This window comes from Actinoplanes xinjiangensis (assembly GCF_003148685.1).
GTDB lineage: Bacteria > Actinomycetota > Actinomycetes > Mycobacteriales > Micromonosporaceae > Actinoplanes > Actinoplanes xinjiangensis.
Genome location: NZ_QGGR01000003.1, coordinates 258,390 through 284,629 on the forward strand (window position 1 = coordinate 258,390; position 26,240 = coordinate 284,629).

Consider the following 26,240-nt stretch of genomic DNA (forward strand, 5'->3'; position numbering starts at 1 on the left):
CCCACCAGGTCTTATACATCTTTCGCGGGCATGTCGATCTCGTCAAGAGGGGTCCGTTTTCGCAAGATCCGACGTACTCGGGTGCGCTCGTCCCCTTCCGTACGGCCGGCCGGCGCCCAATGTCGTACGGAGGGTCTCCGGCACGGGACTCCGGGTCACCGGACGCCGTTCCGGGGATGGTGGCGCGACGGATCGACGAGCGGGGCCGACGCGGGCGGCACGGAGCCCGCCATCTCGGCTCGCACGTCGTGGCCTTTCGGGCAAAAACGGGCAAACACGGCTGACAAATAGTGCTAAAAGGTACGTAATTGTGTCGCCTAGCCGACATGCTCCAGCAACTTCGCCGGTTTGTCTCGTTGCCTCCAGCGTGAATCCGACCCCGTCGCGCGAGCGCATCTGTCTGCTCACCGGCGGCGGGTACCCGTACCGGCGGGACGCCCTCGGAGGATGGTGCCGGACCCTCGTCGAGGGGCTGCGCCGGTTCCGCTTCGAGTTGCTGACCGTCACGGACCGTGAACTACCGTCCGCACCCGCGTACCCGCTCCCGTTCAATGTCGGCTCCGCGCACGCCGCCGCGCTGGGCCGGGACCCGGCCCGTGCCGAACGGCGGCGCGGCCCGGTGCCCGACGGTGCGGCCGATGCCGCCGCCCTGCTCTGCCGCGGTCTGCTCGCCGACGAGACACCGGTCACCGCCCTGTTCGCCGACGGCCTCCGGCGCCTCACCGGGCTCTGCCCGCCCGGCGACGACACCGACCCGCTGGCCGCGCTGCCGCTCACCGACGCCCTCCAGGACGCCTGGCGGCAACGACCGGCGCACACCGCCGACGGCACGCCACTGCCCCGGCTCAGCGTGCGCGACGCACGGACCGCGGCCACGCTGCTCCGCCACGCCCTGCGCGCCGTCACCGTGCCGGTGCCCGAGGTCGAACTCGTCCACTGCGTCGGCGGCACCACCCCGCTGCTCGCCGCGCTCGCCGGCCACTGGCGCGCCGGCACGCCACTGCTGCTCACCGAGGCGCGCGCCGCCGTACCCCGGCAGCGGCCCGCCGAGGACCGGCTGTCCCCCAGCGTCCGCACCGTGCTGCGGCGGTTCCGGATCGCCGTCGCCCGCACCGGCTACACCGAGGCCGAGCTGATCGCGCCGCTCAGCACCTACCACCACGGATGGGCCCTCGGCCACGGCGCGGCGCCCACCCGGCTCGTCCAGGTGCCCGCCGGCGTCGACCCGCGCGAATACCCCGGTGCCGCCGAGGTCGCCGAGACCCCCACCGTCGTGTGGGCCGGCAGCGGCGGCCCCGACAGCGGACTCGGCCTGGTGCTCGAAGCGTTCACCGAGGTCGCCGCCGCCGTCCCCGGTGTGGTGCTGCACCTCGTCGGCGTCACCGCCGCCCACGAGGAGCACTGTGCCGAACAGATCGAGCGGACCGGGCTGGGGCGGACCATCCGGCTGCACCCGCTGCCCGCCGACCCCCGCGACCGGTACACCGTCGGCCAGGTCGTCGCGCACGTCCCCGGGCCCGCCGACCCGCCGTACCGGCTCGTCGAGGCCATGATGTCCGGCCGCGCCGTCGTCGGCGTCGACGTCGGGCCCGCCGCCGAGACCCTCGGCGCCACCGGGATCCTCGTCCCCGCCGGCGACCCGTCCGAACTCGCCATCGCCATCGTCGGCCTGCTCCGCGCCCCCGGGCGACGGCGAGCCCTCGGCGATGCCGCCCGCCAGCGCGCCCTCAGCCACTTCACCGTCGACCGGGTCGTCCGGGTGTACGGCGCGCTCTACACCGACCTGGCCGCGCCACCCCCGGCGACGGCCTTCGAACTGGCGCTCACCGTTCCCGCGCCCCGCACCACGACGCCGGCCACCGTGCGCTGGCTCACCCGGGAGACCTCATGACCATCACACCGCGCGGGAACGCCACCACACGTACCGCCCGCAACCGCATCCGCCGCCGGCAGAACCAGAACGCCGCCGGGGAACCCCGCCACGCCGCACCCGGCCAGCCCGAACTCGCCCCGCCGCGACGGCGGGGCGGACGGCACGCCGCCGACGAGCCGGTCCCGGACGACACCACGGCCGCCGCGGACACCGACGTCGCATTCCCGGCGCCGGCCTGGAACCCGTGGGCCACCAGCACACGGCAGGCGCTGCCGGCCGGGAGCACCGGCCCGCTCGGGGACCCGGGGGTGGTGGACCGCCGGAGCCTGTGGGCGGCACCCGAGGACGAGAGACACCGGGGCGGTCGGAACGCCTGGGCGGAGAACACCCCCGCGACAGGGTGGGCGGAGCCGGCCGGCGGGGACTTCACCCCGCTGAGCGACTGGACCGACCACACCGGCGTGAACGTCGTGCCGCACGGCATCCGCGACGACGGCGCCGTCCCGGCCGGCGGCTGGACCGACCACACCGGTGTGAACGTCCTGCCCTACGGCATCCGGGACGACGGTGCCGTCCCGGCCGGCGGCTGGACCGACCACATCGGGCCGAACGCCCGGGCCGACGACGCCTGGGCCGGCGGCACCGGCACGGCGGGTGGCTGGGGTGATCCGGCCGGGGGTACCGGTGGGTGGGCCGACACCTCCGAACGCCGGGCCGAGATCGGTTCGGCCGGGTCCGGGCCCTCGGGAGCGGCGGGGGCCGACGCCGTGGACGCGTACGTCGACGAGTTGTGGCGCGCACTCGACGATGGGGAACCGGACGACGAGGAGGCCTCTTGCGCCGATGGTGGGGGGCGTGGTTCGTACCGTCGCAGGGGTGTCAAGGACCGCCGGAAAGCGGGACGGCGGCACATCGGCCGCTGGTCGCATGCGCGGCGGACGCGAAGCGGCTATCTGAACGCCGCCATGGTCCGGTGTGGGCTCTACCTCGGCGCGCTGAGCGTCGCGATCGCCGCCGCCGAACCGCTCGGCCGGGTGGCGTGGCCGGTGCCCGCCGTGATGGTCCTGCTCGGATGGACCGCCGCCCAGGGCCTGACCAGCATCGGAGTGACCGTCACCGGCCGTGGTGGGCCGGCCGCCGCGGCCCGCACCGTCGGCGCCGGGTTCGCCGCGGTCGTCGGGCTCTGGTGCGCGCTCGTGTGGATCGCGCCGGACGCCCTCCTCGGTCCGAACCGCCTGCTCGCCGCGACCGCCGGCGTCGGCGGGCTGGTCACCCTCGCCACCGTCACCGCCGCGCTCGTCACCCGGGCCGAAGGTGTGATCGCCGGCTGGTACGTGCCGTGCTGGCTGCTCGCCGCCGCCGTCATGGCCGACGCCGCCGGAGTCCCCGAAGCCGCCGCCGTCCCGGTGCAGACACTGCTGCCGGCGGCGATGGTGGCGGTCGCCGTCCGGGCGTTCCGTCCCGCGCTGCTGCCCGCCTCGGCGACCCGCACCAGGCGCCCGGCATCCGCCGCCGGCGACCCGCGGGTGAGCGCCGCCCCCGTCCGCGGGCAGCGTGCCGTCTCCGCCGGCACCCGCCCGGGGAGGTTCACCGCCGCCGACCGCCGGCGGGCGTTCGCCTACCTGATCATCGGGGCCGCGCAGGCGGTGTCCGTGGTCCTGCTGTGGCGCGGCGGCCCGGCCGTCATGCCACTGCCCGCCGCCCTGCCGCTGCTGCTCGCCGTGCCACTGCTCGAAGGACTGATCGGCTGGCACACCGACCGGCTCAACGCCGGTCTGGACTCCGCCGAGACGCCCGAGGAGTTCGACCGGCACGTACGCAACGTCACCGCCATCACCCTGGCCGGGCTGCTGCCGCCACTCGTCGCCGGGTGCGCGCTGCTGGTCGCCGCGTACCGGCTGCCGTACGGGTTCTCGGCCGTCCCCGGCGCCCGGGAGGCCGTTCTCGCACTCGCCGCCGCCACCCTGCTCGGCGGGGTGTTCGCGGTCACCTTCCTACTGGCCGCACGCACCCGGCACGGGATCGCCGCGACCCTCGCCGCCATCCCGCCCCTGGCCGCCGCCGTGCTGGCGGTGGCCGCCCCACCGGCCGGGCTCCTGCCCGCCGCCGTCGCGGTACTCGCCGCGACCCATCTGGCCGGCCTGCTCATCGTCGCCCTGACCGCCGCCGACCTACGGAGGACGCCGTGAAAACCCTGTTCCCCCCGTACGCCCACCCGTCGCCCGAGCTGGAACTGGACGCCGACACCTGGATCGTCCGCGAACAGCCCGGCGACCGCCGCACACTCCACCAGTCACTCGGCCGCATCGACCTGGACTGGGGCAGCCGTTCCCTCGCCGACGTCCTCGCCGACGTCGACGCCTGGCGTGCCGACGGGGTCGAGGGACTGTTCCTCGACCGTGCGCCGGCCGGCTCGGGAGGAGTGGGCCCGGTCGCCCTGACCGTCCGCCTCGCCGCCCGGCGCGGCCTGCACCGGGTCGTGCTCAATCCGGGGGTGCCGACGCATCCGCTCTACCGGGACCTCGGTGTGCGGATCTGCACCTTCGAAGGACCGTGGTCGGCCTATCAGAGCTGGGACGGCGACGGGGTACGACCCGGCGACGGCCACATCGTGCACGGGGTGCCCGCGCCGTTGCTCACCGCCGCCCGCCGCCTGATGGGCCGGCGGGGAGCCGGGTTCGGGCTGGCCACGGACGCCGGCCCCCGGGTGGCCGCGACCCCCGCCCCGGCCACTCCCGGCTGAGCCGGCCCGCGGTGTGGAGTCGCGCGGAACAGGTACGGCGCGACTCCACCCGACCGGCTCGTCAGACGGCTTTCCGGGGCCGGGGCTGGCAGCGGGGACAGCTGAAGCTGGAGCGGTTCATGAACTGCTCGCGCCGGATGACGGCACCGCACCGGTGACAGGGCTCGTTCTCGCGGCCGTAGGCGTTGAGGGAGCGGTCGAAGTAGCCGCTCTCGCCGTTGACGTCGACATACAGCTCGTCGAAGCTGGTGCCGCCGGCGACGATCGCCTCGCCGAGGACGTCACGCACGTGGCCCAGCAGGCGGGCGACGGCCGGCCGGGTGAGCTGATCGGTGGGGCGGGTGCCATGCAGTCCGGCACGCCACAGGGCCTCGTCGGCGTAGATGTTGCCGACACCGGAGATCAGGGTCTGGTCGAGCAGGGCGCGTTTGACCTCGGTGTGCCGGCCGCGCATGCGGGCGTTGAAGGCCTCGTCGTCGAAGAGCGGGTCCATCGGGTCCCGGGCGATGTGCGAGATCTCGTCGGGCAACTCGGCGCCGCCCTCGGAGACCGACAGGCCGCCGAACGTGCGCTGATCGACGAACCGCAGCTGGGGTCCACCGTCGGTGAAGGTGAACCGGACCCGCAGATGTTTCTCGTCGGCCGCGTCGGCGGGCTGCATCAGCAGCTGGCCGGACATGCCGAGGTGACCGATGACGGCGTCCCCGGAGTCGAGCGGCAGCCACAGATATTTGCCACGACGGGAGACGTCCAGCACGGTACGCCCGGCGAGGACGGCGGCGAAGTGGGCGTCGCCGGGCAGGTGCCGGCGGATCGCGCGCGGGTGCAGCACCTCGGCGGTGGCGATGGTGCGGCCGGTCACCCACTTCGCCAGGCCCATGCGGACGGTCTCGACCTCGGGAAGTTCGGGCACTTCACGGTCCTTTACAACGTGTACGGCCAGACGGTCACCAGGTAGGCGCCGTACCAGAGACCGAACAGCGCCCACGCGGTGATCGACAGGACCGCGACCCGGGGGCGGGCGCGGGCGGCCGCCACTACGGCGGGCAGCAGCGTCAACAGTACGGGCAGCAACAGCCGCGGCTTGGAGTGGTAGAAGCCGGCCTGGCCGTAGACGAGGATCATCGCGACCACGCCGTAGACGGCGATCGGGAGCCACGGTTTCCCGGCCAGCGCCACCCCGGCCGCGGCGAGTGCCGCCAGCAGGATCAGCGCGACGCTCATCGGGACCCAGCCGTCGCCGGAGCGCAGCGTGGTCCAGAGGAACTTCCCGGTGCTGGCGCCGTAGTCGAACGAGGTGCCCCAGCCCGCGGTCTGGATCTTGAACCAGGCGGTGAGGTCACCGACCCGGTAGGCGACCCAGCCGAGGTAGAGCGGCACCCCGGCGAGCGCGACCGCGGCCGCGGTGAGCGGCTTCCACGTCGGCTGGCCGTCGTGCTGGTCGTCGCGCCTGAGGGCGAGCAGCGCGGCCACGGCGAGACCGAGCGCGGCGGCGGCACCGGTGGGCCGGCTCAGCGCGGTGAGCAGACCGAGCAGGCCGGCCGCCCACCAGACCCGGCGGTGCGCGGCGACGAACATGCCGGCGACGAGGGCGATGAAGAGGCTCTCCGAGTACGCCATGGACAGCACCACGGAGGCCGGGGCCGAGCAGCAGATCGCGACCAGGGCCCAGCCGGCCCGCTTACCGTAGAGCGACGATCCCAGCAGGTGCAGGGCGATCGCGGCACAGACGGAGGCGAGCCAGGCCACGGTGAGGGCGGCCACACTCGGGTCGATGCCGATGGCGGCACCGAGCCGGATGAGCATCGGGTAGACCGGGAAGAAGGCGAGTTCGTTGCCTTCGAGCTGACCGGAGGCGCCGTAGGTGTAGCCCTCCGGATAACCGTCCATGGCGACCCGCAGGAACCAGCCGGCGTCCCAGATGAGGAGCCGTTCCCAGAGCGAGCGGGGCTCGGCGACACCGCCGTTCAACCACCAGATCATCACGAGCTGGCCGACCCGGGTGGCGGCGAGGATCCCGACCGCCGCGCCGATGCCGTTCAGCCCGCCCGCTCTGTCCCACAGATCTTCCTTGGTGGGAGTCTCTGTGAGAGCGGTCATGACTCGGTCTTCTCGGACTGCTCCGTCAAGGTCCGCCACGCCGCGGCGGCGGCCCGCTGCTCGGCCTGCTTCTTGCTGCGGCCCTCGGAGCCGCCGTACCGCTCGCCGGCGACGACCACCCAGGCAGTGAACGTCTTCGCGTGATCCGGGCCGGAATCCTCGATCTCGTAGTCCGGCACGCCCAGGCCCAGCGCCGCGGTCAGCTCCTGGAGGCTGGTCTTCCAGTCCAGCGCGGCGCCCCGGCCCGCCGACTCGGCCATCAGCGGGTCGAACAGCCGGTGGATCACCTCGCCGGCGATCTCCAGCCCGTGCTCCAGATAGATCGCACCGAGCAGGGCCTCCAGAGTGTCGGCCAGGATGCTCGCCTTGTCCCGTCCGCCGGTGGTCTCCTCGCCCTTGCCGAGCAGCAGATGCGGGCCGAGACCCTCCGGGCCCAGGCCCCGCGCCACGTCGGCCAGCGCGTGCATGTTGACCACGCTGGCCCGCAGCTTGGCGAGCTGCCCCTCGGGCAGGTCCGGGTGGTTGTGGAAGAGAGCGGACGTGATCACCACGCCGAGGACCGAGTCGCCGAGGAACTCCAGGCGCTCGTTGGTCGGCAGGCCGCCGTTCTCGTAGGCGAACGAACGGTGGGTCAGTGCGCGTTCCAGCAGCTCCGGCTTGAACGGCACCCCGAACGCCTCCTCCAGCGGTTCAGTGGAGGGGCGACGACGCTTGTCAATCATGCGATACCTCGCTGAGCGCTCAGAGAATCGGCGATCGCCGCGACCGAGTTGCGGCGGTGCAGGTCGGCCGCGAGCGCGATGCCCGCGGCGAGATCCGGACCGGTGGCCGCGCCGTGGCAGACGACGACCGTGCCGGAGACGCCGAGCAGCAGCGCCGCCCGGGCCGGTGGATCAGTGTTCCGGGAGGGCGGGCCGGACAGCGCGTACGCCGTTTCCAGCCCTTTGAGCAGGACATTTCCAGTGAATCCGTCGGTCACCACGACGTCGGCGGCCCGGCCCAGCACGATGTCGCTGCCCTCGACCAGGCCGGCGTAACGGGCACCGCCCGGCAACGGCAGGTCGACGAGCTGGGCGGGCAGGGCCCGGCGCAGGCGGTCGCCCTTGCCGGGCTCGGTGCCGATGGTGAGAAGCCCCACACGGGGTGTGGGCATGCGAAGAACGATCGAGGCGTACGCCGCACCGAGCCGGGCGTGCCACGCGAGGGTCTCCTCGTCGGGGTCGACGGACGAACCCACGTCGAGCAGGACGAGACGGCCGGCGGCCGTGGGCAGTACGGCGGTCAGCGCGGGCCGGCGGACTCCCGGCCAGCGACCCAGTTCCCGGGCGGCGGAGAGCACCGTGGCCCGGGTGTCACCGGCGGAGACGAGGGCGTCGGCACGGCCCTCGGCGAGGGCGCGCACCGCGGCGCCGACGGCATCGGCCGGGGCGGGGACGGTGGTGATGCGGCGGCGGTCGCCCGGTTTCAGGGCGGCCAGAACCGAGTCGGCGGCATCAGCCGGGCCGACCAGCGTCAGGTGCAGGGCCGGGTCTGCCTTGCAAGCACGCAGAGCGCCGTCAACCACGACGGCGGGAGCCTGGTCCCCGCCGAGGAGGTCGACGGCGATCCGCGCGGTGCCCGGCTCCCCGACAGTGCGCTGTCCAGGAGCCGTGGCACCGGTGGTTCGCCACCGCTCGGGCACGACCCGCCCGATGATCGGGCGCGTCACGCGGCGACGTCAGACCTCGAGGACCTGGCGGCCGTTGTAGGTGCCGCAGACCGGGCAGGCGGCGTGCGGCAGCTTCGGCGACTTGCACTGGGAGCAGGCCGCGGTAACCACCGCGGTCGCCTTCCAGTTCGCCCGGCGCGAGCGGGTGTTGCTGCGCGACATCTTGCGCTTGGGGACGGCCACGGTTCCTACTCCTTGTTGTTTGACAGGTTGCGCAAAGCGGCCCAGCGGGCGTCGATCTCCTCGTGGCTGTGGTCAGCCGGAAGGTCGTCGAAGTGCACCCCGCAGTCGGGGCACAACCCTGGGCAGTCCGGGCGGCAGAGCGGATTGGTCGGCAGCATCAGGACGATCGCGTCCCGAATCGCCGGCTCCAGGTCCAGCAGGTCGCCCTGCATCCGGCCGACCTCGTCGGAGTCGGTGGTCTCCTCCGTGGTGCTGTCCGCGTAGGCGAACAACTCCGCGATGGAGATCACGAACGACTTGTCGATCTCGTTGAGGCAACGCCCGCACTCGCCGGTGAGCGAGCCCGTGGCGGTGCCACTGACGTAGACCCCCTCGGAGACCGACGTCATGCTCATGTCGAGCGTGAGGTCGGACCCTGACGGAACCGAGATCAGTTCCAGGCCGAGGTCCGCCGGGGCCGGCACCACCCGATTCAGGGCACGCGTCGCACCAGGCTGCCGCGGCAGTTTCGTCGTGTCGACGACCAGCGGTTGCCTGGGGTCCAGGTGGCTCTGTGGTGACTTGGGCATCGTTATTCCTCAGCCATGGTAGGCCGACCGAAAACATTACCTGAGCTTGTAGGACGTCGTCGAATCGGCCCCGTCTCAGAAGGGGAGCGGCCGCTCGGCATCCTCACCCTGGAAGGTGCCGATCTCGCGCAGCGCATGCATCTTGTCACGCCCACGCTCGATCGATGCCAGCGCCCGGGTCAGGAACTGCTCGAAGTTGGCCAGCGCGGTGTCGACGTAGTCGTCGACCTCCTCACGCAGCCGCTGTGCCTCGGTCCGTGCCTCGGCGATGATCCGTGCGCCCTCGTGCTCGGCCGAGACCGTGATCTCGTTCACCGAGACCAGGCGGGCGTGCTCGCTCTCGCCCTCGCTGACGATCCGGTCGGCCTCACGCCGGCCGGCGTCGACGATCCGGTCCCGCTCGTCCAGGACCGCGGCCGCCTTGCGCAGCTCCGAGGGCAGCTCGGCGCGAAGCTCCTCGAGCCGCTCGATCATCTCGCCGCGGTCGAACATGAAGTTCGTCCGCGACATCGGCACGGAGCGCGCGTCCTGGACGAGCTCGATGAGCTCGTCGATACGGTCGAGCGGATCCACCGGTGCCTCACTCCCGTCGTCGAACCGCCACCCAGCGTGGTGCGATCACGTTACTGCCAAGCCGCCTAATTCTGCTTCAACCGGCCCACCAGGCGAGCCAGCACATTGTCCGGCAGGTACGACGAGGCGTCGCCACCCCACTTGACCACGTCCTTGACCAGGCTGGAGGACAGGAACGAGTAGAGCGGGTTGGTCGGCATGAAAAGCGTCTCCACACCGGAGAGCCCGATGTTCATCTGCGCCATCTGCAACTCGTAGTCGAAGTCGCTGACCGCCCGCAGGCCCTTGACCACGACCGCGGCACCCTGCGCCCGGCAGAAGTCGACGAGCAGGCCGTGGAAGGACGCGACCCGCACGTTGCCGTACTGCGCCGTCGCCTCGCGGAGCATCTCCATGCGCTCCTCGATGGTGAACAGCCCGGTCTTCGACTGGTTGATGAGGACTCCGATGATGACCTCGTCGAAGAGCCGGCTGGCCCGTCCGATGATGTCGAGGTGCCCGTTCGTGACCGGGTCGAAGGAGCCTGGACACACCGCTCGTCTCATGATCGGCGACCGTACCAAAGCGTGGTCTCGCCATAACGCCGGGTACGGTCCCCAGCTAGACCGTCCACCCAGCTCAGCGGCTCACCGCGAGTGGACCGCTCGAAAATCACCACGGCGTCCGGCGACAGCCATCCGTTGGCCACCAGCTCCTCCTGCACGGTCGTGATCTCGTCGTCGCCCAGCGCGTACGGCGGATCGGCGAAGACCACGTCGTACGGTCCGCCCGCCGGCGGGTCCGCGAGCGCCTGCAACACCTTGCCGGTGACCAGTTTGGCCGCCGGGCCGACCCGGAGGGCGACGATGTTGTCCCGGATGGCCCGGGCCGCCTTGCCGTCCGCCTCGACCAGGAGCGCGTGCGCGGCACCCCGGGAGAGCGCCTCGAGTCCTATCGCGCCGGATCCGGCGTAGAGGTCAGCGAACCGCGTGTCCGACAAATCGGTCATGGTGTCGAGAGTGCTGAAAAAGGCTTCCCGAACACGGTCCGATGTGGGCCTGGTGTGCGCGCCCGGCGGAGCCGACAGCCGCCGGCCGCCGTGTGCGCCCGCGATAATCCTTGTCATCACAGGGGACGCTACTTCACCAGCCCCGAGGGGCCACCGTGGCGTGAACTTTTCCCTCCCCATGGGCACTGCGGGCGACGCTACGGTTCCGTTCAGTGCAGCGAAGATCTCGAATCTGCAACAACAGCATTAGCGGACGCTGAGACGTTTCTTTGATCTCCTGAAGTGACTATGGTCGGGCGACGTTGCGGTGGCGTTCTATCGTCCCCGCCGATGACGCGGGGAGGCGTCGTCGCAGACTCGCTCAATCCACCAGCGACTGCTGCTGTTCTCCTCGCGCGCTCCTTTACTACCCCCTATACAGGAGATGGCGTGAACGTGTCCAAGTCCCCGCTCCGCCGGGTGTCCGCCCTCGCCGCCGGGTCCCTCATCGGGCTCGCCGGCGTCGCGGTGTTCGCAACCCCGGCCTTCGCCCACCACAGCACGATCGCGGGCGATGCCAACTGTGTGGACGGCAACTGGGTCGTCGACTGGACGGTCAACGCCATCGGTGACGGCCGCAGCCCCAACCAGACCGCCACGTTCACCACGGTGGACGCGCTTCCGGCCGGCACCTCGCTGAGCAACAAGAACCTCGTCGTCGACGGCGCGCCCGTGCCTGCCGGCGTGCCGATCACCTCGCAGCAGATCGTCCCCGGCGACGCCAAGCAGGCCTCGCTGACCGTCGTGGCCAAGTGGAACGACCCGTCGTACTTCGACGGCAAGCCGGCCACCGGCAACGTCACCTTCAAGGGCGAGTGCAAAGAGACCGAGAAGCCGCCCACGGACGAGCCGAGCACCCCGACCGACAAGCCGAGCACCCCGTCGGAGGAGCCCAGCACCCCGTCGGAGGAGCCGAGCACCCCGTCCGAGGACCCGAGCGTCCCGGCCGAGAACCCGAGCACCCCGCCGCTGGAGATCCCGGAGGACGTCCCGGCCGAGCCGATCCTCGAGATGGACTGCGACACCATCTCGATCGGCGTCGACAACACCAACAACTCGACCCCCTTCACCATCGAGTACGAGACCAGCAAGGGCGAGAAGCGCACCCTGGTCGTCAAGCCCGGTGAGTCGAAGGCCGAGAAGTTCAGCGCCACCGAGGGCTTCTCGGTCAAGGTGACCTTCACCGTCGAGTTCAAGGGCGTCAAGTACTCCAGCTCCACCGACGTCCCGTGGACCGAGCCGGCCGAGGGCTGCGACGACGGTGAGGGTGGCGGCCTGCCCGTCACCGGTGCCGCCGCGGGTGGCGTCGCCGCCGGCGCCGCGGGCCTGCTGGCCATCGGTGGCGCGCTGTTCTTCGTCGCTCGCCGCCGCAAGGTGAAGTTCACCGCCTGATCAAGGCTGGCACCACCTGACAACAGCACCAACCGGGGGCGCGTCGAATCTGATTCGGCGCGCCCCCGCCCCATTTCCCCTCAACGGAGAACAGATGAACAAAACCCCTCGCGGGCGTCGTGTCCTGGCCGTCCTGGCCGGCGCGCTGCTCGGCCTGACGGCCTTCGCGAACCCTGCCGGCGCCACCCCACGCGGCGCCGACAAGCCCTACCTGTTCACGCACACCTTCACCATCGACGGCGGCATCGCGACCGCCACGATCACCCCCAACAAGGATCTGGACGTCGCCGAAGAGGTCACCCTGGTGTCCTACTTCGCGCCGAAGCCCCAGTTCGCGACGCCGCAGTACGTCTTCGAGAGCAAGACCGGCACGCTGAAGGAGAAGAACGGCGTCGTCACCCTCGAGGTCGCGGTTCCGGACTGCAACACGCAGGTGGACCTCTTCTTCGGTGGCCAGGACGACGTCATCGACCCGCTGGACGGCACCGAGTACTACGGCGACCGGAAGCTGGGCGAGAAGAAGGGCACCGGTTCCCGCTCGCAGGGCCCGGCCGGCTGGTTCAACGGCGGCAGCAAGGCCTGTGTGCAGCCGGCCGTGCAGCCGGTGGCGCAGTGCGACGGCACCGTCGACCTGCAGCTGAGCAACAACGGCAAGCTGAGCAGGTACGACGTCGAGTTCCGGGTCACCGGCACCGGCTTCGACAAGACCGTCAAGGTCGCCGCCGGCAAGGGCGAGACCGTCGAGGTCCCGGCCGGCGCCGGCGAGATCAAGGTGACCGCGCCCGGCCTGCCGGACTTCACCTACAGCTGGTCGCGCCCGGAGACCTGCGTGCCCACCGCCGGGGGCGAGAACGACTGCAAGACCGTCACGATCACGGTGACCAACCCGGAGGGCAACACCCCGGCCAAGGCCGAGGTGAAGTACGGCTCCGAGACCAAGACCACGACCGTCGCCCCGGGCGTCTCGGAACTGGTCACCTTCCCGGCCGGTACGGCCACCACGGCCACCGTGACCTACCCGGAGATCACCGGCACCACGCCGGTCACCGTCCAGGTCAAGAAGGGCGAGTGCTCCGAGCCCAGCCCGAGCGCGTCGGTCTCCACCAAGCCGACCGACGACCCGTCGGAGAGCCCGTCGGCCACCCCGTCCGGGACCGTCTCGACCAGCACCAGCCCGGTCGCCACCACCCCGGTCGCCGGTGACGGCGGGGACCCCGAGCTGCCGCTGACCGGGTCCGCCGTCGCCGGTGTCGCGGGTGGCGCGTTCCTGCTGCTCGTCGCGGGCGCCGTGCTGTTCATCCTGGCCCGTCGCCGCCGGGTGAACTTCACCGCCTGAGTCCTGTCCGGGCGCGGTCGGCAGTCGTCAACGGCTGCCACCGCGCCCGGACGAGATCAGCCCTTCTCCAGATACTCGGCGCGGTCCTCGTCGACCAGCGCCGCGACCGAGGCCGCCAGTGCCGGATGCCGGGTGAGATCGGGGTCGTCGCCGATCAGCGCGGACGCCTCCGCCCGCGCCTCCTTGATCAGCTTCTCGTCGCGGAGCAGCGACAGCAGCCGCAGATGCGAATGCTTACCGGACTGCGACGCGCCCAGCACGTCCCCCTCGCGGCGCTGCTCCAGATCGATTTCGGACAGCTTGAAACCGTCGGTCGTCGAGGCCACCGCGTCCAGCCGCTCCCGCGCCGCCGATCCCTCGACCGCCTCGGTGTGCAGCAGGCAGATGCCCGGCGCCGACCCCCGGCCCACCCGGCCCCGCAGCTGGTGCAGCTGCGACACCCCGAACCGGTCGGCGTCCAGAATCAACATCACCGTCGAGTTGGGTACGTCCACACCGACCTCGATGACCGTGGTCGCCACCAGCACGTCCAGGTCACCGGCGGCGAACGAGCGCATCACCGCGTCCTTCTCGTCCGGCGGCATCCGGCCGTGCAGCATCGCGATCCGCAGGCCCTTCAGATACTCGTCGCGCAGCAGCGGCAGCACCTCGGTCACCGCCAGCGACGGGCGCCGGGACGGCTCGTCGTCCTTCGGTGGCGTCTCCTCGTCCTCGCCGATCCGCGGGCACACCACGTACGCCTGATGCCCGGCCCGCACCTCCTCGGAGATCCGCACCCACGCGCGGTCCAGGTAGGCCGGTTTCTCCAGGGCCGGGATGACGTGCGAGGCGATCGGCGACCGGCCGCGCGGCAGCTGCGACAGCACCGACGTCTCCAGGTCGCCGTAGACGGTCATCGCCACCGTCCGCGGAATCGGCGTCGCCGTCATCACCAGCACGTGCGGTGGCCGCTCCGCCTTCGCCCGCAGCGCGTCCCGCTGCTCCACCCCGAACCGGTGCTGCTCGTCCACCACCACCAGGCCGAGATCTTTGAAGTCGACCCCCTCGTACAGCAGCGCATGGGTGCCCACGACGATGCCGGCGGTCCCGTCGGCGACCTTGGCCAGCGCCGCACGCCGGGCCGCCGCCCCCAGCGAACCGGTGACCAGGGTGAGCTGCGTGCCCTCCGGGTCACCGTCCAGCTCACCGGCCCGGCCCAGCGCGCCCAGCTGGGCGGAGATGCCGCGGAAGTGCTGGGTGGCCAGCACCTCGGTCGGCGCCAGCAGCGCGGCCTGCCCGCCCGCGTCGACCACCTGCAACATCGCGCGTACCGAGACGAGGGTCTTGCCGGAACCCACCTCACCCTGGAGCAGCCGGTGCATCGGGTGCGGGCGGGCCAGATCCGCCGCGATCTCCTCCCCCACCTCCCGCTGCCCCTCGGTCAGCTCATACGGCAGACCCGCGTCGAACTTCACGAGCAACCCGGCGTCGGCGCGGGGCCGGGCGGTGCCGGGCGCCGCGGCCGCCCTCGCCCGCCGTTGCACGAGCGTCAGCTGTACGGCGAACGCCTCATCCCACTTCAGCCGATGCTTCGCCGAGTACAGCGACGGCTCGGAGGCCGGCCGGTGGATCTCCCGCAGCGCCGTCCCGATACCCACCAGGTTCCGGGTCGCCCGGATCTCCGCCGGCATCGGATCGTCCGGCGGCTGGAAGGTGTCCAGCAGCGTCCGCACACACTTGGCGATCACCCAGGTCGGCACCGCCTGCGCCGCCGGATAGACCGGGATCAGCGCCCCCGCGAACTCCTCGATCTCCGCGGCGGCGTCGTCCTTCGTGGCGCCCGTGCTGAGCAGCTGATAGGCCGGGCCGTTCAGCTGCCGCTTGCCACGGAACTCGGTCACCTTGCCGGCGAACAGCCCCCACACGCCCTTGCGCAGCTCCCGCTCCCGCCACGCCTGATTGAAGAACGTGCACGTCAGCGTCGCGCCCGAGCCGTCACCGATGGTCACCTCCAGCATGTTGCCGCGGCGCTGCCGCATCGGCTTCACACTCATGCCCTGCACCTGCGCCAGCACGGTGACCTGCTCGTCCACCTCGAGGCTGCGCAGATCGGTGTGCTCGCCACGCTGGTCGTAGCGCCGTGGGAAGTGATAGATCAGGTCACCGGCCGTACGCAACTCCAGGTGGTCCTCCAGCGCCTTGGCGGTCTTCGCCCCCAGCACCTTGGTCAACGGGGTGTCGGTCGTGGTCATTCGACTCCTGCCAACAGGTGGTAACGGGGCTGGCCGCCCGCGTAGCACTGCACCTCACTGAACGGCCACGCGCGGTGGACGTGACCCTTCAGAACGTCCTCGAACCCGGGCGGGGCGTCCGCGCCCAGCACCAGCGTCACCAACTCGCCGCCGCCGCCGAGCATCCGGTCCAGCAGACGGCGGCTCACCTCGGCGACGTCCCGGCCGATCACGTGCACCTCGCCGTCGACCAGACCCAGCAGGTCACCGGCGCGGCACTGGCCGGCCACCGTGAACGCGTCCCGCTGAGCGGTGCACACCTCGCCGTACCGGCAGGCGCCGGCCGCCTCGGCCATCGCGATCACGTCCTCGGCGAACGGGCGCTGCACGTCCCGCACGGCCAGGGCGGCGAGCGCCTGCACCGGCGACCGGGTCGGGACGACGCTCACCCGTACCCCCGTGGTCTCCGCCTCCCGGGCCGCCGAGACCGCGACCGCATGCGTGTTCGCGTCGTTCGGCAGCAGCACCACCGAACGGGCGCCGGTCTCGTGCACGGCCGCCAGCATCTCCGCGATCGACGGATTACGGTCCACGACGACGGCCCCCTCCGCCTCGAACAACGCCGTGAGCCCGTCGCCGGCGGCGACGACCACGGCGCCGCGCTGATCACTTCCGGTCCGTCGTTCCTCAAGGGGGGTGACGTTTATCCGGTACGGCCGACCGGCCCCGATACCGGCCTCGATCGCCGGGCCGATCTCGGTGACATGAACATGCACGTTCCAGGTCGGCGGATCCCCGTCCCCGGTCCCCACGACGACCAGCGAGTCCCCCAGCCGGTCCAGCGTCACCCGAAGCCGCTCGACGGCGTCCTCGGTGGCGTCCAACAGGTACTGCACCTCATACCCATACCCCGAACACCCCGCGTCCCCTGCCGCACTCGCACCGTGCCCGCCAGCCCCGCCTGCCGCGCCGAAGCCGTCCGCCGTCGTCCGCTCGGGCGCCCTACCGCTCGCCGAATGCTCACCCACCACGTCGCCGGCGGATGCCGGGCCGATTCCCCGTGAACGGCCGAGAGTCCCGGCACCGGCTTCCCCCGCCTGAGCCAAGGAGTCGCTATCGCCGTCGACCGGCTGGCCCGCAGTGTCGAGCGCGTGGGCCAAGGCGCCGCCGGTGCCGACCGCGCCGGCCGAGACGTCGCCGGTGGCAACCGCATGAGCGCAGCCGTCGTCGCCGGTGTCGACCGCCTTGACCAAGGCGTCGAGCAGCAGGCAGAGGCCGCGGCCACCGGCGTCGACCACACCCGCGTGCGCGAGGACGGGAAGCTGCTGCGGTGTGCGCGCCAGTGCCTCGGTGGCGGCCCGCGCGGCCGCCCGCGCGACGATGACCAGATTGTCGGATCTGATCCGGCCGGCGGCCTCCGCCGCGGCCGCCACCACCGAGAGCACGGTGCCCTCGACCGGGCGGGCCACTGCCGCGTAAGCCGCATCCGTCGCCATCCGCAACGCCCGGGCCAGCTCACTGCCGCGCACCGCGACCCCGCCGGCGAAGGTGTCGGCCATGCCCCGCAGGATCTGCGAGACGATCACGCCCGAGTTGCCACGCGCCCCCAGCAGAGCGCCCCGCGCCATCCGCCGCATGAGCCCCGCCACACCGTCGTCACCGGAGCGGTCCCGCCCGCCGTCATCGGCACCCGGACCCCCCTCACGGCCGCCGGACGACCCCAGCGCCTCGTGGGCGGCGGTCAGGGTGAGGACCAGGTTGGTGCCGGTGTCACCGTCGGGCACCGGGTAGACGTTCAGGTCGTCGATCTCACGCTGATGGGCCCGAAGCGCCTCGAGCCCACCATCACACCAGCGGCGTACCGCGGCGGCATCGAGGGTCTCCAGCACGCGAAAATCGTACTAACCACCCCTGACAATCGCCGGGCACGCACCCCTGACCGGGGGCGATTAGCTGTCCCCCCAGCGAATCGGGTAGGCTCGGCGAGTTGCCTGGGCGTTGCTTCCCTGGGCGCCTCCAAATCCTTGGAGCAGGTCAGTTTCGAATCACACCCAGGAGTATCCCGTGGCTAGCGTGTGCGACGTCTGTGGCAAGGGACCGGGCTTCGGCCACAACGTGTCCCACTCGCACCGGCGGACCAACCGCCGCTGGAACCCGAACATCCAGTCGGTGCGCACCCCGGCCGGTGGCGGGACCACCAAGAAGCTCAAGGTCTGCACCTCGTGCATCAAGGCCGGCAAGGTTGTTCGCGCCTGATCGAGCTTCAACAGGCCAGTTCGAATAGCCGCTGAACCTTCGGGTTCAGCGGCTATTCGCCGTTTCCCGCCAGCCTTACCGGCCCTCATACGGCGCCCGCAAGCCGAACCCGAACGGCCACCCCGAACCGAACTTCGGGCCCGACCGCAGGCAAGACCCTCCACCTGACAGCCGATCCTGTCGGGCAGATCACCCTCCGCACCTTGAGCAACGCCGAACACCAGCCCATTCCTCACGGCTGGCCCTCACCGCTGCCTCAAGACCCCGGAAACAGCAGCCAGAACCAGCCAGCCCCTCACAGCTGGCTCCCACCGCTGCCTCAAAGCCCCGGAAACAGCGGCCAGAACCAGCCAGACGTTCACGGCTGGTTCCCACCGCTGCCTCGAAGCCCCGGAAACAGCGGTGCGAACCAGCCAGACCCTCACGGCTGGCCCCCACCGCTGCCTCAAGACCCCGGAAACAGCAGCCAGAACCAGCCAGGCGTTCACGGCTGGCTCCCACCGCTGTCTCACGGTCCCGGAAACAGCGGTGGGAACCAGCCAGACCATCACGGCTGGCTCTCACCGCTGTCTCAAAGCCTCGGAAACAGCGGTGGGAGCCAGCCGGAGGCTCGCGGACGGCCATGAGCGGCGTCTCGGGCGGGGGCGGTCGGAGTGGGGGGCGGGATCGGCGGGAGTCGCCGGTGGCGCTGAGTGGGCAGGTTCTGGCAGGGGGCGGTCAGAGAGGCTTGCCGAAGGAGAGGACGTCCGCGTGGTCCTTGTAGTAGCCGAAGTCCTCGACCCGGGTGTAGCCGGCCGACTCGTAGAGGGCGATCGCCTCCGGTTGGCGGTCCCCCGTCTCCAGGATGACCCGGTGGCAGCCGGCCTCGCGGGCTGACTCCTCGATGCGGGAAAGCATCCGGCGGGCCACGCCCCGGCCCCGGGCGGCCTTGGTGGTGAACATGCGCTTGAGTTCGGCGTCGTCGCCGTGGCGCCGCCAGCCGGCGCTCGCGACCAACTCCTCACCGAGGACGGCCACCAGGAACGCGCCCTTGGGCGGAGTGAAGTCGGCGCCCGAGATGGGGGTGTCGTCGCCGCTGCCGCCATAACGCTCGGACAGGTCGCGCATGTTCTCGGCGACGAGCGCCTGCACTGCCGGGTCGTCGAAGTCCGCAGTGATGATCTTGATGTCCTGCACGCCGCAAGATTAGCCAGCACCACGCGCAAGCAGCCAGACGGCCTCCGGAGCCAGGGGCCACAACCACCGGACGTCTGCCAGCCACCGAACCACCCCTCACCACCGCACACCCAGAGCCGGCGCGCCGACCGCCACCGAGCACGGTTCCCGGCCGCCGACGCCCGCGCGGAAGGGGCGGGCGGCCGAAGCGGCGGCGGGAGCAGGCGACGGAAACGGCTGGGCGGCGGGTGACGGGTGGTGGGGTCAGCGGAAGTGGTCCCAGCCGGAGCCGCCGGTCCAGGGTTTCTGGTCGACGGTGACGCCCTCGCCGTCGTGGACGGTGCCGATGGGGCGCCAGTGTGGCGGCAATGCGGTGCCCGGCGGGAACGTCGCCGCCAGCGGGTGGTCGTCGCCGCCGGCGAGGAGCCACTGGTACGGGTCGACGCCGAGGGCCTTGGCCGCGTCCCGCATCTGGTCGGGCAGGTCGAAGGCGTCCCGGTGCACGTCGATGGCGACGGTGCTGGCCGTGGCGACGTGCCCGAGGTCCTGGAGCAGGCCGTCCGACACGTCGATCATCGAGGTGGCTCCGAGTCGTGCCGCCTCCGGACCGGACGCGTACGGGACGGCCGGCCGGCGGTACGCGTCCACGAGCAGTTTGGGCGTACGGAATCCTCGGGAGAGAACGGTGAGGCCGGCGGCCGCGTGACCGATCCGGCCGGCGAGAGCGAGGGTGTCGCCGGGTCTGGCGCCGTTACGCTGGACCGGTGCCATGCCGCCGAGGTCGCCGAGGGCGGTGACCGCGATCGTGAGGGTCGGGCTGGCGGAGGTGTCGCCGCCGACGACGACGGCGCCGACGAGCCCGGCTTCGGCGGTGAGCCCGTCGGCGAGCCCTTCGGCCCAGGTGACGTCGAGCCCGACGGGTACGCAGAGGGCCACGAGCAGGGAGGTGGGCCGGGCGCCCATGGCGGCGATGTCGGCGAGGTTGGCGGCGGCGGCCCGGTGGCCGACGTCGGTGGCGCCGCACCAGTCGCGGCGGAAATGGCGTCCTTCGACGAGCACGTCGGTGGAGGCGACCACCCGTCCGTCGGGTGCTCTGACCACGGCGGCGTCGTCGCCGGGGCCGATCAGGGTGCTTTCTCCGATGCCGAGCCGGGGAACGATTCGGCCGATCAGCCCGAATTCACCGGCCTCTGCGATGCTCACGTCTAAGTCCTTCGATGGTGGCGTCCCGCTGCCGGGTCACTTCGTACGGTAGTTTCACGACCGGGGATCACCGACGAAGTGGTGGATTGGAGTCGATCGTGGTCCAGGCATACATCCTCATTCAAACGGAGGTCGGTAAGGCCCGTGACGTGGCCGCCGCGATCGAGAAGATACCGGGGGTAGTGCGTGTCGACGCGGTGACCGGTCCGTATGACGTGGTCGTGCTGACCGAGGCGCACACGGTCGACGAGTTGGGTGGACTGATTGTGAGCAAGGTCCAGTACGTTCCGGGCATCACGCGGACGCTCACCTGCTCCGTGGTAAACCTCTGACTATGGTGGATGTGGTTACGCCGAAAAAGGCACCGGAGAAGGACCCGGCCAGGAGGGCCGCCGCTCTGTGGGCGACGGTGGTGGCCGTTCCGGTGACACTGATCGTCGGCGTGGTCGCTTTCCTTACTATCATGCCGGAAAATCCGGACAAAACCGAAAAAACGGCCATTCCGGTTCCATCTACTCCGGTGGTGATGGACGCGCCGAGGCTCGACGAGCGGACCGCACGGGTCTGTCTCGCGGTTACGTCCCAGCTGCCGGAGAAGATCCGCGATCTGCCCGGCCGGCAGGTGACCGCCGGCCCGGAGCAGAACGCCGCCTACGGTGAGCCTCCGGTCACGGTCTCCTGCGGCGTGCCGCAGCCGATCATGTGCACCACTCCGGAGGACACCACTCCCGGCTGTGTCGCCATGGACACCGAGCTGCTGATCATGAACGACGTCTGCTGGTATGCGGCCCCCGGCGCCGACGCGGCCACCATCACCACGATGGACCGCGAGGTCGCCGTGCGGGTGACCGTGCCGGGGTCGTATGAGAATCCGGCGCAGTGGGCGAACGAGTTCTCCGACACGGTCGTCGCGACGGTCAAGTCGAAGGCGGCCGGCACGATGCCGAGCGGCTGCGAGTAACCGGGCCGCGAGTAACCGCGGTCAGTGCAGGCCGGTGCCGCGGCGCAGAGCCGTCCGGATCAGCCGGTCCACGACCTTGGGGTATTCCAGGCCGGTCGCCGCCCACATCCGCGGGAACATCGAGTTCGGTGTCATCCCCGGCATCGTGTTGATCTCGTTGAGGAAGACCTCGCCGGCCTCGGTCACGAAGAAGTCGACCCGGGCCAGGCCGGCGCAGTCCAGCGCGGTGAAGGTGCGCAGCGAGTATTCGCGGATCTGCCTCGTCACCTCGGCGGGCAGCTCGGCGGGGACCGTGTAGCGGCCGCCCACCAGGTACTTCGTCTCGAAGTCGTACCATTCGACGTCGTCGATGTGGATCTCCGACAGCACCGACGCCTCCGGCTCGCCACCGGCCTCGCCCTCGAGCACCCCGCACTCGATCTCCCGGCCCACGATGGCGGCCTCGACCAGCACCTTCGGATCGATCTCGCGGGCCACGGCGACGGCGTCGTCCAGGTCGGCCCAGTCGGTGACCTTGGTGATGCCCAGCGACGACCCGGCCCGGGACGGCTTCACGAAGACCGGAAGGCCCAGTCGCTCCCTGTCGGCCCGGGACAGCGAGACCCCGGCGCGGAGCACCGCGTACGGCCCGACCGGAATGCCCTCGGCGGCCGCCAGCTTCTTGGTGAACTCCTTGTCCATGGCCGCCGCCGACGCGAACACGTTGGCACCCACGTACGGGATACCGGCCATCTCCAGCATGCCCTGGATGGTGCCGTCCTCCCCGTACGCGCCGTGCAGCACCGGGAACACCACGTCCACACCGGCCAGCTCGGACACCCCGTCGGTCGGCTCCCGCACGATCAGGTCGGCGGAGGTCGGGTCGGCGGAGAGCACCACCGCGGTGCCGGAGTCCGCGGTGACCTCCGGCAGTCTCCGCCCACTGATCGCCAGCTGAGACGTGTCACCCGAAGCGAGGACCCAGCGCCCCTCACGGGTGATTCCGACCGGGACCACCTCGTACTGATCCGGGTCCAGAGCGCCCAGGATCGCACCGGCGCTGACACAGGAAATGGCGTGCTCAGTGCTGCGACCGCCGAAAACGATCGCGACGCGGGTCTTGCGGTGGGACGTCACTTCTCTCTGTGCCTTCCAGCTAGCGGGCGTACCGGGGGTGACCCTACTCTGCGTAAGCCGACTTGGGGATTCGTGACAGCCCCGTTGAGAACGTGCAAGGCAGGGAGGACGAAGCGTTCATGGCTCCAGCACTCCACGTGATCGCCGGCCCGGGGCCGGGTCAGCTGGCGACGATGGCCCGTCCGGCGGAAGAGCCGTGGTCACCGCAGGAGCTGGACGCGCTCGCGAGAGCCGGCGTGCAGGTACTGGTTTCGTCGGCCGCACCCGGCCCGGACACCGCGGGCATCGAGGTGGTGCCGTTCCCGGCGCCCGCACCGGCGGTGGACGCCACGTCGGCCCCGTCGGCGAAGGAGATGCAGCAGGAGGCGAAGCAGGTCGTCGCCCTCGCCATCCGGCTGGCCCGTGAGGTTCGCGCGGGCCGGTTCGTGGTCACCCAGGCGGCCGCCGACAACGGCCGCTCGACGCTGCTGGCGACGATGACCCTGGCTCTGCTCGGCATCCGCCCCGGCGAGGCACTGCGCCGTACCGCGCCGGGCGGCGGCATCGCCCCCGACTGGCTGCACGACTTCGTCGCCACCCACGGCTGAGAGTGGTCCCCGGCTGGTTCCCACCGCTGTCTCAGCGGCGCTGAGACAGCGGTGCGGGCCAGCCGGACGTACTACGCGGTGAACGTCTGGGGCAGGGCCCCGGAGTCCCAGAGTTTGTCCAGGTGGGCCAGGAAACCGGTCAGGCTGCGTTCCAGCTCGCGGCGTTCGGCCGTGGTCAGGGTGGCCAGCGGATCGGAGAAGATCAGCCCCTCCGGGTGCCGGGCGCGGGTGCCCACGAACTTGTCGCAACCGCCGCACCAGACGTAGCTGACGAGCGTCGGCCGTCTGGCGTTCTCCGGCGCCGTGAAGTAGGCGCGCAGCCGCCGCTCGCCGCACCCCGGGCAGACCCGCTCCCCCGGCTCGGTGAAGAAGCTCGACCCCTGGGTCAGGGCCGCCACCTCGTCACCGCTGAAGCTGCTCCACGCCGTCACGCGGAGAGGGCCGCGGTGATGTCGGCGAGCAGGTCGGCGGTGTCCTCGATGCCACAGGAGAACCGCACGAACCCGGGCGGCGTGTCGTCGCCCCACTGCGCGCGCCGGTCGGCCGTCGTGTGCACCCCGCCGAACGAGGTGGCCGCGAACACCAGCTTCGCCGCCGACACGAACCGCCCGACCCGCTCGGCCGAGCCGAGGTCGAACGACACCACCCCGGGGATCCGCCGCATCTGCGCCGAGGCGATCGGGTACGACGGGTCGGACGGCAGCCCCGGCCAGCGCACCCCGGTCACGTCGGGCCGGGAGAGCAGCAACTCGGCGACCGCCGCCGCGTTCGTGGTCTGCCGGGCCAGCCGCAGGTCGAGGGTGGCGATCGACCGGTGAGCCAGCCACGCGTCAAACGCACCGGGCACGGCACCGGTCTGCTTGCGCCAGGTCTCCACCCTGGCGAGCAGCGACGGGTCGGTCGCCGACACGTATCCGAGAAGGACGTCGGAGTGCCCGGTGAGCGCCTTGGTCCCGGAGGCGACGACCAGGTCCGCCCCGAGCGCCAACGGGTTCTGCCCGAGCGGCGTCGCCGTCGTGTTGTCCACCGCCACCAGCGCCCCGGCGGCGTGTGCGGCGGCGGACAGCGCCCGCACGTCGCACACGTCGAGTCCCGGGTTGGCCGGCGTCTCCAGGAGCACCAGCCGTACGCCGGTGAAATCGGGGTAGGGCCCGGCCGTCGGCACCGGCAGCCAACGTACGCCGAGATCACGCAGGAAACCGTCGGCGAACGCCCGTACCGTGAAATAGCCGTCCGAGGGGATCGCCACGGTGTCGCCGGTCCGCAGAACGGCGAGGAGAAGCGCCGTGATCGCGGCCTGGCCGCTGGAGAAGACCAGCGTCGGCCCGCCTTCGAGGGCGCCGATCGCCGCCTCCAGCGCCTGCCGGGTCGGGTGCTCGGTGCGGGCGTAGCCGTTCTCCCCCGGCCCGGTGACCGGGTCGAGGTGGTAGGGCGCGGCGAACACCGGCCCGGGCAGGAACGGCTCGCCGACCTCCGGTGCGGGCAGGCCGGCGTGGACGGCTCGGGTGCCGTCAGAGAAAACACTCACTCGGGTTTCATCTCCCGTGTCATCAACAGTTTGACCGCGATGCGCGGGTCCACCCCTTCGTGGCACACGCGCTCCACCTGCTCGACGATCGGCATCTCGACGCCGTTCGCCCGGGCGAGGTCGCGGATGGACAGGCAGCTCTTGACGCCCTCGGCGGTCTGCCGGGTGGCGGTCTGCGCCTGTTCGAGGGTCTCGCCGCGGCCCAGGTGCTCACCGAACTTACGGTTGCGGGCGAGCGGCGACGAGCAGGAGGCGACCAGGTCGCCGAGGCCGGCCAGACCGGCGAAGGTGAGCGGGTCCGCGCCGAGCGCGACACCGAGGCGGGCGGTCTCGGCGAGCCCGCGGGTGATCAGCGAGGCCCGGGTGTTGTCGCCGAGACCGAGCGACACCGCCATGCCGTACGCCAGCGCGATCACGTTCTTGCAGGCGCCGCCGAGCTCGCAGCCGATCACGTCGTCGCTGGTGTACGGCCGGAAGTAGGGCGTGGCCAGGGCGTGCTGGACCTGTTTGGCGCGGCCCTCGTCGGAGCACGCCACCACGGTCGTGGTGGGCTGCCCGGCGGCGATCTCCGGGGCCACGTTGGGGCCGGAGACGACCACCACCCGATCCGGGGCGACGCCGGCGGTCTCGATGATCACCTCGCTCATCCGTTTGAGGGTGCCGAGTTCGATCCCCTTCATCAGGGAGACGACGGTGGAGTCGGCGGGGAAGAGCCCGGCCCAGTCGGCGAGGTTGCCCCGCAGGGTCTGCGACGGCACGGCGATGGCGATCAGCTCGGCCGCGCTGACCGCCTCGGCCAGATCGGTCGTGGCGGTCACGCTCTCCGCGAGGCGGACGCCGGGCAGCGAACCCTCGTTGCCGTGGCGTTCCCGGATCTCGGTGGCGACGGCTTCCCGCCGCGCCCACATGGTCACCGACGATCCGGCGTCACCGAGCACCTTGGCGAATGCCGTGCCCCAGGATCCGGATCCGATGACGGCGGCCTTCATGGCGCTTCCTCCGAGGTTGTGGCCCGTCGTACGGGCCGGTCGTAGAGCGCCGGCGCTTCGCCGTCGCGGATCTCGCCGAGCAGATCCCGGACATCCAGCATGATCTTCTCGGTCATCTCTTCCAGCACCGCCCGGCTCGGTTCGAGGCCGGCCCACCGGCTGAGGTCGACCGGCTCGCCGGTGGTCACGGTGACGTGCGTACGGCGCAGCTTGAGCCGGTTGGTACGCGGGTCGAAGACCGCCTGCGCCCCCCAGTTCGCGATCGGAACCACCGGGGCTCCGGTGAGCAGGGCGAGCCGGGCCGCGCCGGTCTTGCCGCGCATCGGCCACAGATCGGGGTGCCGGGTGGTGGTGCCCTCCGGGTAGATCACCACGGCGCCGCCCTCACGCAGCGCCTCGACCAGGCTGTCCAGCGACTTCACCGCCTCCACACTGCCCCGTTCGACCGGGATCTGCCGGGTCTTGGTCAGCAGGAACCCGATGACCGGCACCTTCCAGACACTGGCCTTACCCAGGAACCGCGGCCAGCGCCCGGACCGGTAGAGGTAATGGGCGACGACGAGCGGGTCGAAGTGCGACACATGATTGGGAACGAGGATGACCGGGCCGGTGGCCGGGACACGCTCCTGCCGCAGCCAGGTCTTGCTCGTCAGGGCCGTCATGACGGGGAGCACCAGCATCACCGCGACACGCTGCCAGAAGCCGAGCCTGAGCTGTGTCATGGCGTCCCC

General features: G+C 71.5%; 27 protein-coding genes. 9 read left to right on the plus strand and 18 right to left on the minus strand.

Translation table 11 applies throughout. The features are described 5' to 3' along the window. Positions 1–367: 367 nt before the first annotated feature. Genes BC793_RS08095 through BC793_RS08105 form a run of 3 tightly spaced genes read left to right on the plus strand, consistent with a single transcriptional unit; the run spans position 368 to position 4,616 of the window. Entirely contained in the window at positions 368–1,891 is a 1,524-nt protein-coding gene (locus tag BC793_RS08095; protein WP_109590858.1) for a DUF3492 domain-containing protein, read from the plus strand. Continuing rightward, complete coding sequence (locus BC793_RS51135) at positions 1,888–4,062, plus strand: hypothetical protein (protein WP_239169709.1); 2,175 nt, start codon at positions 1,888–1,890, stop codon at positions 4,060–4,062. Before BC793_RS08095 ends, BC793_RS51135 begins: the two co-directional genes overlap by 4 nt. Beyond that, complete coding sequence (locus tag BC793_RS08105; RefSeq protein ID WP_109590860.1) at positions 4,059–4,616, plus strand: spherulation-specific family 4 protein; 558 nt, start codon at positions 4,059–4,061, stop codon at positions 4,614–4,616. The genes BC793_RS51135 and BC793_RS08105 overlap by 4 nt, the downstream gene beginning before the upstream one ends. A gap of 61 nt (positions 4,617–4,677) precedes the next feature. Here BC793_RS08105 and mutM read toward each other — a convergent pair whose 3' ends face one another. The 9 genes from mutM to rsmD form a co-directional block, all read right to left on the minus strand. Continuing rightward, positions 4,678–5,529 carry a bifunctional DNA-formamidopyrimidine glycosylase/DNA-(apurinic or apyrimidinic site) lyase gene (gene mutM / locus BC793_RS08110; protein ID WP_109590862.1) on the minus strand — a complete coding sequence of 284 codons (852 nt, stop codon included), beginning with the start codon at positions 5,527–5,529 and terminating at the stop codon, positions 4,678–4,680. Positions 5,530–5,540: 11 nt separating this feature from the next. Next, positions 5,541–6,716 carry a mannosyltransferase family protein gene (locus tag BC793_RS08115; protein ID WP_109590864.1) on the minus strand — a complete coding sequence of 392 codons (1,176 nt, stop codon included), beginning with the start codon at positions 6,714–6,716 and terminating at the stop codon, positions 5,541–5,543. Beyond that, positions 6,713–7,438: a ribonuclease III gene (gene rnc, locus BC793_RS08120; protein ID WP_109590866.1), complete on the minus strand. Its 726-nt coding sequence runs from the start codon at positions 7,436–7,438 to the stop codon at positions 6,713–6,715. The genes BC793_RS08115 and rnc overlap by 4 nt, the downstream gene beginning before the upstream one ends. Beyond that, entirely contained in the window at positions 7,435–8,397 is a 963-nt protein-coding gene (locus BC793_RS08125) for a phosphate acyltransferase PlsX (RefSeq protein WP_239169715.1), read from the minus strand. The genes rnc and BC793_RS08125 overlap by 4 nt, the downstream gene beginning before the upstream one ends. 36 nt (positions 8,398–8,433) lie before the next feature. Next, complete coding sequence (gene rpmF / locus BC793_RS08130) at positions 8,434–8,607, minus strand: 50S ribosomal protein L32 (RefSeq protein WP_106316358.1); 174 nt, start codon at positions 8,605–8,607, stop codon at positions 8,434–8,436. Between the two features lie 5 nt (positions 8,608–8,612). Then, on the minus strand, positions 8,613–9,176 hold the full coding sequence (locus BC793_RS08135; protein ID WP_109590868.1) for a YceD family protein: 564 nt from the start codon (positions 9,174–9,176) through the stop codon (positions 8,613–8,615). Between the two features lie 75 nt (positions 9,177–9,251). Continuing rightward, positions 9,252–9,749, minus strand: coding sequence for a hypothetical protein (locus BC793_RS08140; protein WP_093622215.1), 498 nt, complete (start codon positions 9,747–9,749; stop codon positions 9,252–9,254). A gap of 65 nt (positions 9,750–9,814) precedes the next feature. Next, positions 9,815–10,294 carry a pantetheine-phosphate adenylyltransferase gene (gene coaD, locus BC793_RS08145; protein WP_109590870.1) on the minus strand — a complete coding sequence of 160 codons (480 nt, stop codon included), beginning with the start codon at positions 10,292–10,294 and terminating at the stop codon, positions 9,815–9,817. After that, entirely contained in the window at positions 10,291–10,854 is a 564-nt protein-coding gene (rsmD, locus tag BC793_RS08150) for a 16S rRNA (guanine(966)-N(2))-methyltransferase RsmD (protein WP_109590872.1), read from the minus strand. Before rsmD ends, coaD begins: the two co-directional genes overlap by 4 nt. Before the next feature lie 312 nt (positions 10,855–11,166). Between rsmD and BC793_RS52230 the strand changes: the two genes are divergently transcribed. Both BC793_RS52230 and BC793_RS08160 read left to right on the plus strand, forming a co-directional pair. Continuing rightward, a complete protein-coding gene (locus tag BC793_RS52230; protein ID WP_275416083.1) occupies positions 11,167–12,168 on the plus strand; it encodes an LPXTG cell wall anchor domain-containing protein in 1,002 nt (333 codons plus the stop codon). Positions 12,169–12,262: 94 nt separating this feature from the next. Further along, the gene (locus BC793_RS08160) at positions 12,263–13,504 is read left to right on the plus strand and encodes a hypothetical protein (protein ID WP_109590876.1); all 1,242 of its coding nucleotides are present in this window, start codon (positions 12,263–12,265) and stop codon (positions 13,502–13,504) included. Positions 13,505–13,560: 56 nt separating this feature from the next. Here the strand turns inward: BC793_RS08160 and recG are convergent, their stop codons facing one another. Both recG and BC793_RS08170 read right to left on the minus strand, forming a co-directional pair. Next, positions 13,561–15,735 carry an ATP-dependent DNA helicase RecG gene (gene recG / locus BC793_RS08165; protein WP_109590878.1) on the minus strand — a complete coding sequence of 725 codons (2,175 nt, stop codon included), beginning with the start codon at positions 15,733–15,735 and terminating at the stop codon, positions 13,561–13,563. Further along, the gene (locus BC793_RS08170) at positions 15,732–17,603 is read right to left on the minus strand and encodes a DAK2 domain-containing protein (protein ID WP_109590880.1); all 1,872 of its coding nucleotides are present in this window, start codon (positions 17,601–17,603) and stop codon (positions 15,732–15,734) included. The genes recG and BC793_RS08170 overlap by 4 nt, the downstream gene beginning before the upstream one ends. 175 nt (positions 17,604–17,778) lie before the next feature. On the opposite strand from BC793_RS08170, the gene rpmB reads away from it, so the two are divergent. Beyond that, positions 17,779–17,970: a 50S ribosomal protein L28 gene (gene rpmB, locus BC793_RS08175; RefSeq protein ID WP_026207002.1), complete on the plus strand. Its 192-nt coding sequence runs from the start codon at positions 17,779–17,781 to the stop codon at positions 17,968–17,970. A gap of 717 nt (positions 17,971–18,687) precedes the next feature. Here rpmB and BC793_RS08180 read toward each other — a convergent pair. Both BC793_RS08180 and BC793_RS08185 read right to left on the minus strand, forming a co-directional pair. Then, positions 18,688–19,146: a GNAT family N-acetyltransferase gene (locus BC793_RS08180; protein WP_109590882.1), complete on the minus strand. Its 459-nt coding sequence runs from the start codon at positions 19,144–19,146 to the stop codon at positions 18,688–18,690. A 243-nt stretch (positions 19,147–19,389) separates the two neighbouring features. Continuing rightward, positions 19,390–20,328, minus strand: coding sequence for a thiamine-phosphate kinase (locus BC793_RS08185; RefSeq protein WP_109590884.1), 939 nt, complete (start codon positions 20,326–20,328; stop codon positions 19,390–19,392). Positions 20,329–20,426: 98 nt separating this feature from the next. Between BC793_RS08185 and BC793_RS08190 the strand changes: the two genes are divergently transcribed. Both BC793_RS08190 and BC793_RS08195 read left to right on the plus strand, forming a co-directional pair. Next, positions 20,427–20,660, plus strand: a complete 234-nt coding sequence (locus BC793_RS08190) for an Lrp/AsnC ligand binding domain-containing protein (RefSeq protein WP_014447186.1) — start codon at positions 20,427–20,429, stop codon at positions 20,658–20,660. A 2-nt stretch (positions 20,661–20,662) separates the two neighbouring features. Continuing rightward, complete coding sequence (locus BC793_RS08195) at positions 20,663–21,289, plus strand: DUF3515 domain-containing protein (RefSeq protein WP_109590886.1); 627 nt, start codon at positions 20,663–20,665, stop codon at positions 21,287–21,289. Between the two features lie 21 nt (positions 21,290–21,310). Here BC793_RS08195 and BC793_RS08200 read toward each other — a convergent pair whose 3' ends face one another. Then, positions 21,311–22,405 (minus strand): D-alanine--D-alanine ligase family protein, encoded by a 1,095-nt coding sequence (locus tag BC793_RS08200; protein ID WP_109590888.1) that lies wholly within the window; start codon positions 22,403–22,405, stop codon positions 21,311–21,313. A 119-nt stretch (positions 22,406–22,524) separates the two neighbouring features. Here BC793_RS08200 and BC793_RS08205 point away from each other — a divergent pair, with 119 nt between their 5' ends. Continuing rightward, positions 22,525–22,992 (plus strand): hypothetical protein, encoded by a 468-nt coding sequence (locus BC793_RS08205; protein WP_109590890.1) that lies wholly within the window; start codon positions 22,525–22,527, stop codon positions 22,990–22,992. 71 nt (positions 22,993–23,063) lie between these two features. Here the strand turns inward: BC793_RS08205 and BC793_RS08210 are convergent, their stop codons facing one another. From BC793_RS08210 to BC793_RS08225, 4 genes are read right to left on the minus strand one after another with little or no spacing between them, the layout of a single operon-like run. Next, positions 23,064–23,423, minus strand: a complete 360-nt coding sequence (locus tag BC793_RS08210; RefSeq protein ID WP_109590892.1) for a hypothetical protein — start codon at positions 23,421–23,423, stop codon at positions 23,064–23,066. Further along, the gene (locus tag BC793_RS08215) at positions 23,420–24,520 is read right to left on the minus strand and encodes a cystathionine gamma-lyase (protein ID WP_109590894.1); all 1,101 of its coding nucleotides are present in this window, start codon (positions 24,518–24,520) and stop codon (positions 23,420–23,422) included. Before BC793_RS08215 ends, BC793_RS08210 begins: the two co-directional genes overlap by 4 nt. Then, positions 24,517–25,509: an NAD(P)H-dependent glycerol-3-phosphate dehydrogenase gene (locus tag BC793_RS08220; protein ID WP_109590896.1), complete on the minus strand. Its 993-nt coding sequence runs from the start codon at positions 25,507–25,509 to the stop codon at positions 24,517–24,519. Before BC793_RS08220 ends, BC793_RS08215 begins: the two co-directional genes overlap by 4 nt. After that, positions 25,506–26,231, minus strand: coding sequence for a lysophospholipid acyltransferase family protein (locus BC793_RS08225; protein WP_109590897.1), 726 nt, complete (start codon positions 26,229–26,231; stop codon positions 25,506–25,508). Before BC793_RS08225 ends, BC793_RS08220 begins: the two co-directional genes overlap by 4 nt. Positions 26,232–26,240: the final 9 nt, after the last annotated feature.

Bases quoted from the DNA above. Each gene is read 5' to 3' on its own strand.
- BC793_RS51135 (WP_239169709.1), top strand. From the start codon at position 1,888: ATGACCATCACACCGCGCGGGAACGCCACCACACGTACCGCCCGCAAC.
- BC793_RS08115 (WP_109590864.1), bottom strand. From the start codon at position 6,716: ATGACCGCTCTCACAGAGACTCCCACCAAGGAAGATCTGTGGGACAGA.
- rnc (WP_109590866.1), bottom strand. From the start codon at position 7,438: ATGATTGACAAGCGTCGTCGCCCCTCCACTGAACCGCTGGAGGAGGCG.
- BC793_RS08135 (WP_109590868.1), bottom strand. From the start codon at position 9,176: ATGCCCAAGTCACCACAGAGCCACCTGGACCCCAGGCAACCGCTGGTC.
- coaD (WP_109590870.1), bottom strand. From the start codon at position 10,294: ATGAGACGAGCGGTGTGTCCAGGCTCCTTCGACCCGGTCACGAACGGG.
- rsmD (WP_109590872.1), bottom strand. From the start codon at position 10,854: ATGACAAGGATTATCGCGGGCGCACACGGCGGCCGGCGGCTGTCGGCT.
- BC793_RS08160 (WP_109590876.1), top strand. From the start codon at position 12,263: ATGAACAAAACCCCTCGCGGGCGTCGTGTCCTGGCCGTCCTGGCCGGC.
- recG (WP_109590878.1), bottom strand. From the start codon at position 15,735: ATGACCACGACCGACACCCCGTTGACCAAGGTGCTGGGGGCGAAGACC.
- BC793_RS08195 (WP_109590886.1), top strand. From the start codon at position 20,663: ATGGTGGATGTGGTTACGCCGAAAAAGGCACCGGAGAAGGACCCGGCC.
- BC793_RS08205 (WP_109590890.1), top strand. From the start codon at position 22,525: ATGGCTCCAGCACTCCACGTGATCGCCGGCCCGGGGCCGGGTCAGCTG.
- BC793_RS08220 (WP_109590896.1), bottom strand. From the start codon at position 25,509: ATGAAGGCCGCCGTCATCGGATCCGGATCCTGGGGCACGGCATTCGCC.
- BC793_RS08225 (WP_109590897.1), bottom strand. From the start codon at position 26,231: ATGACACAGCTCAGGCTCGGCTTCTGGCAGCGTGTCGCGGTGATGCTG.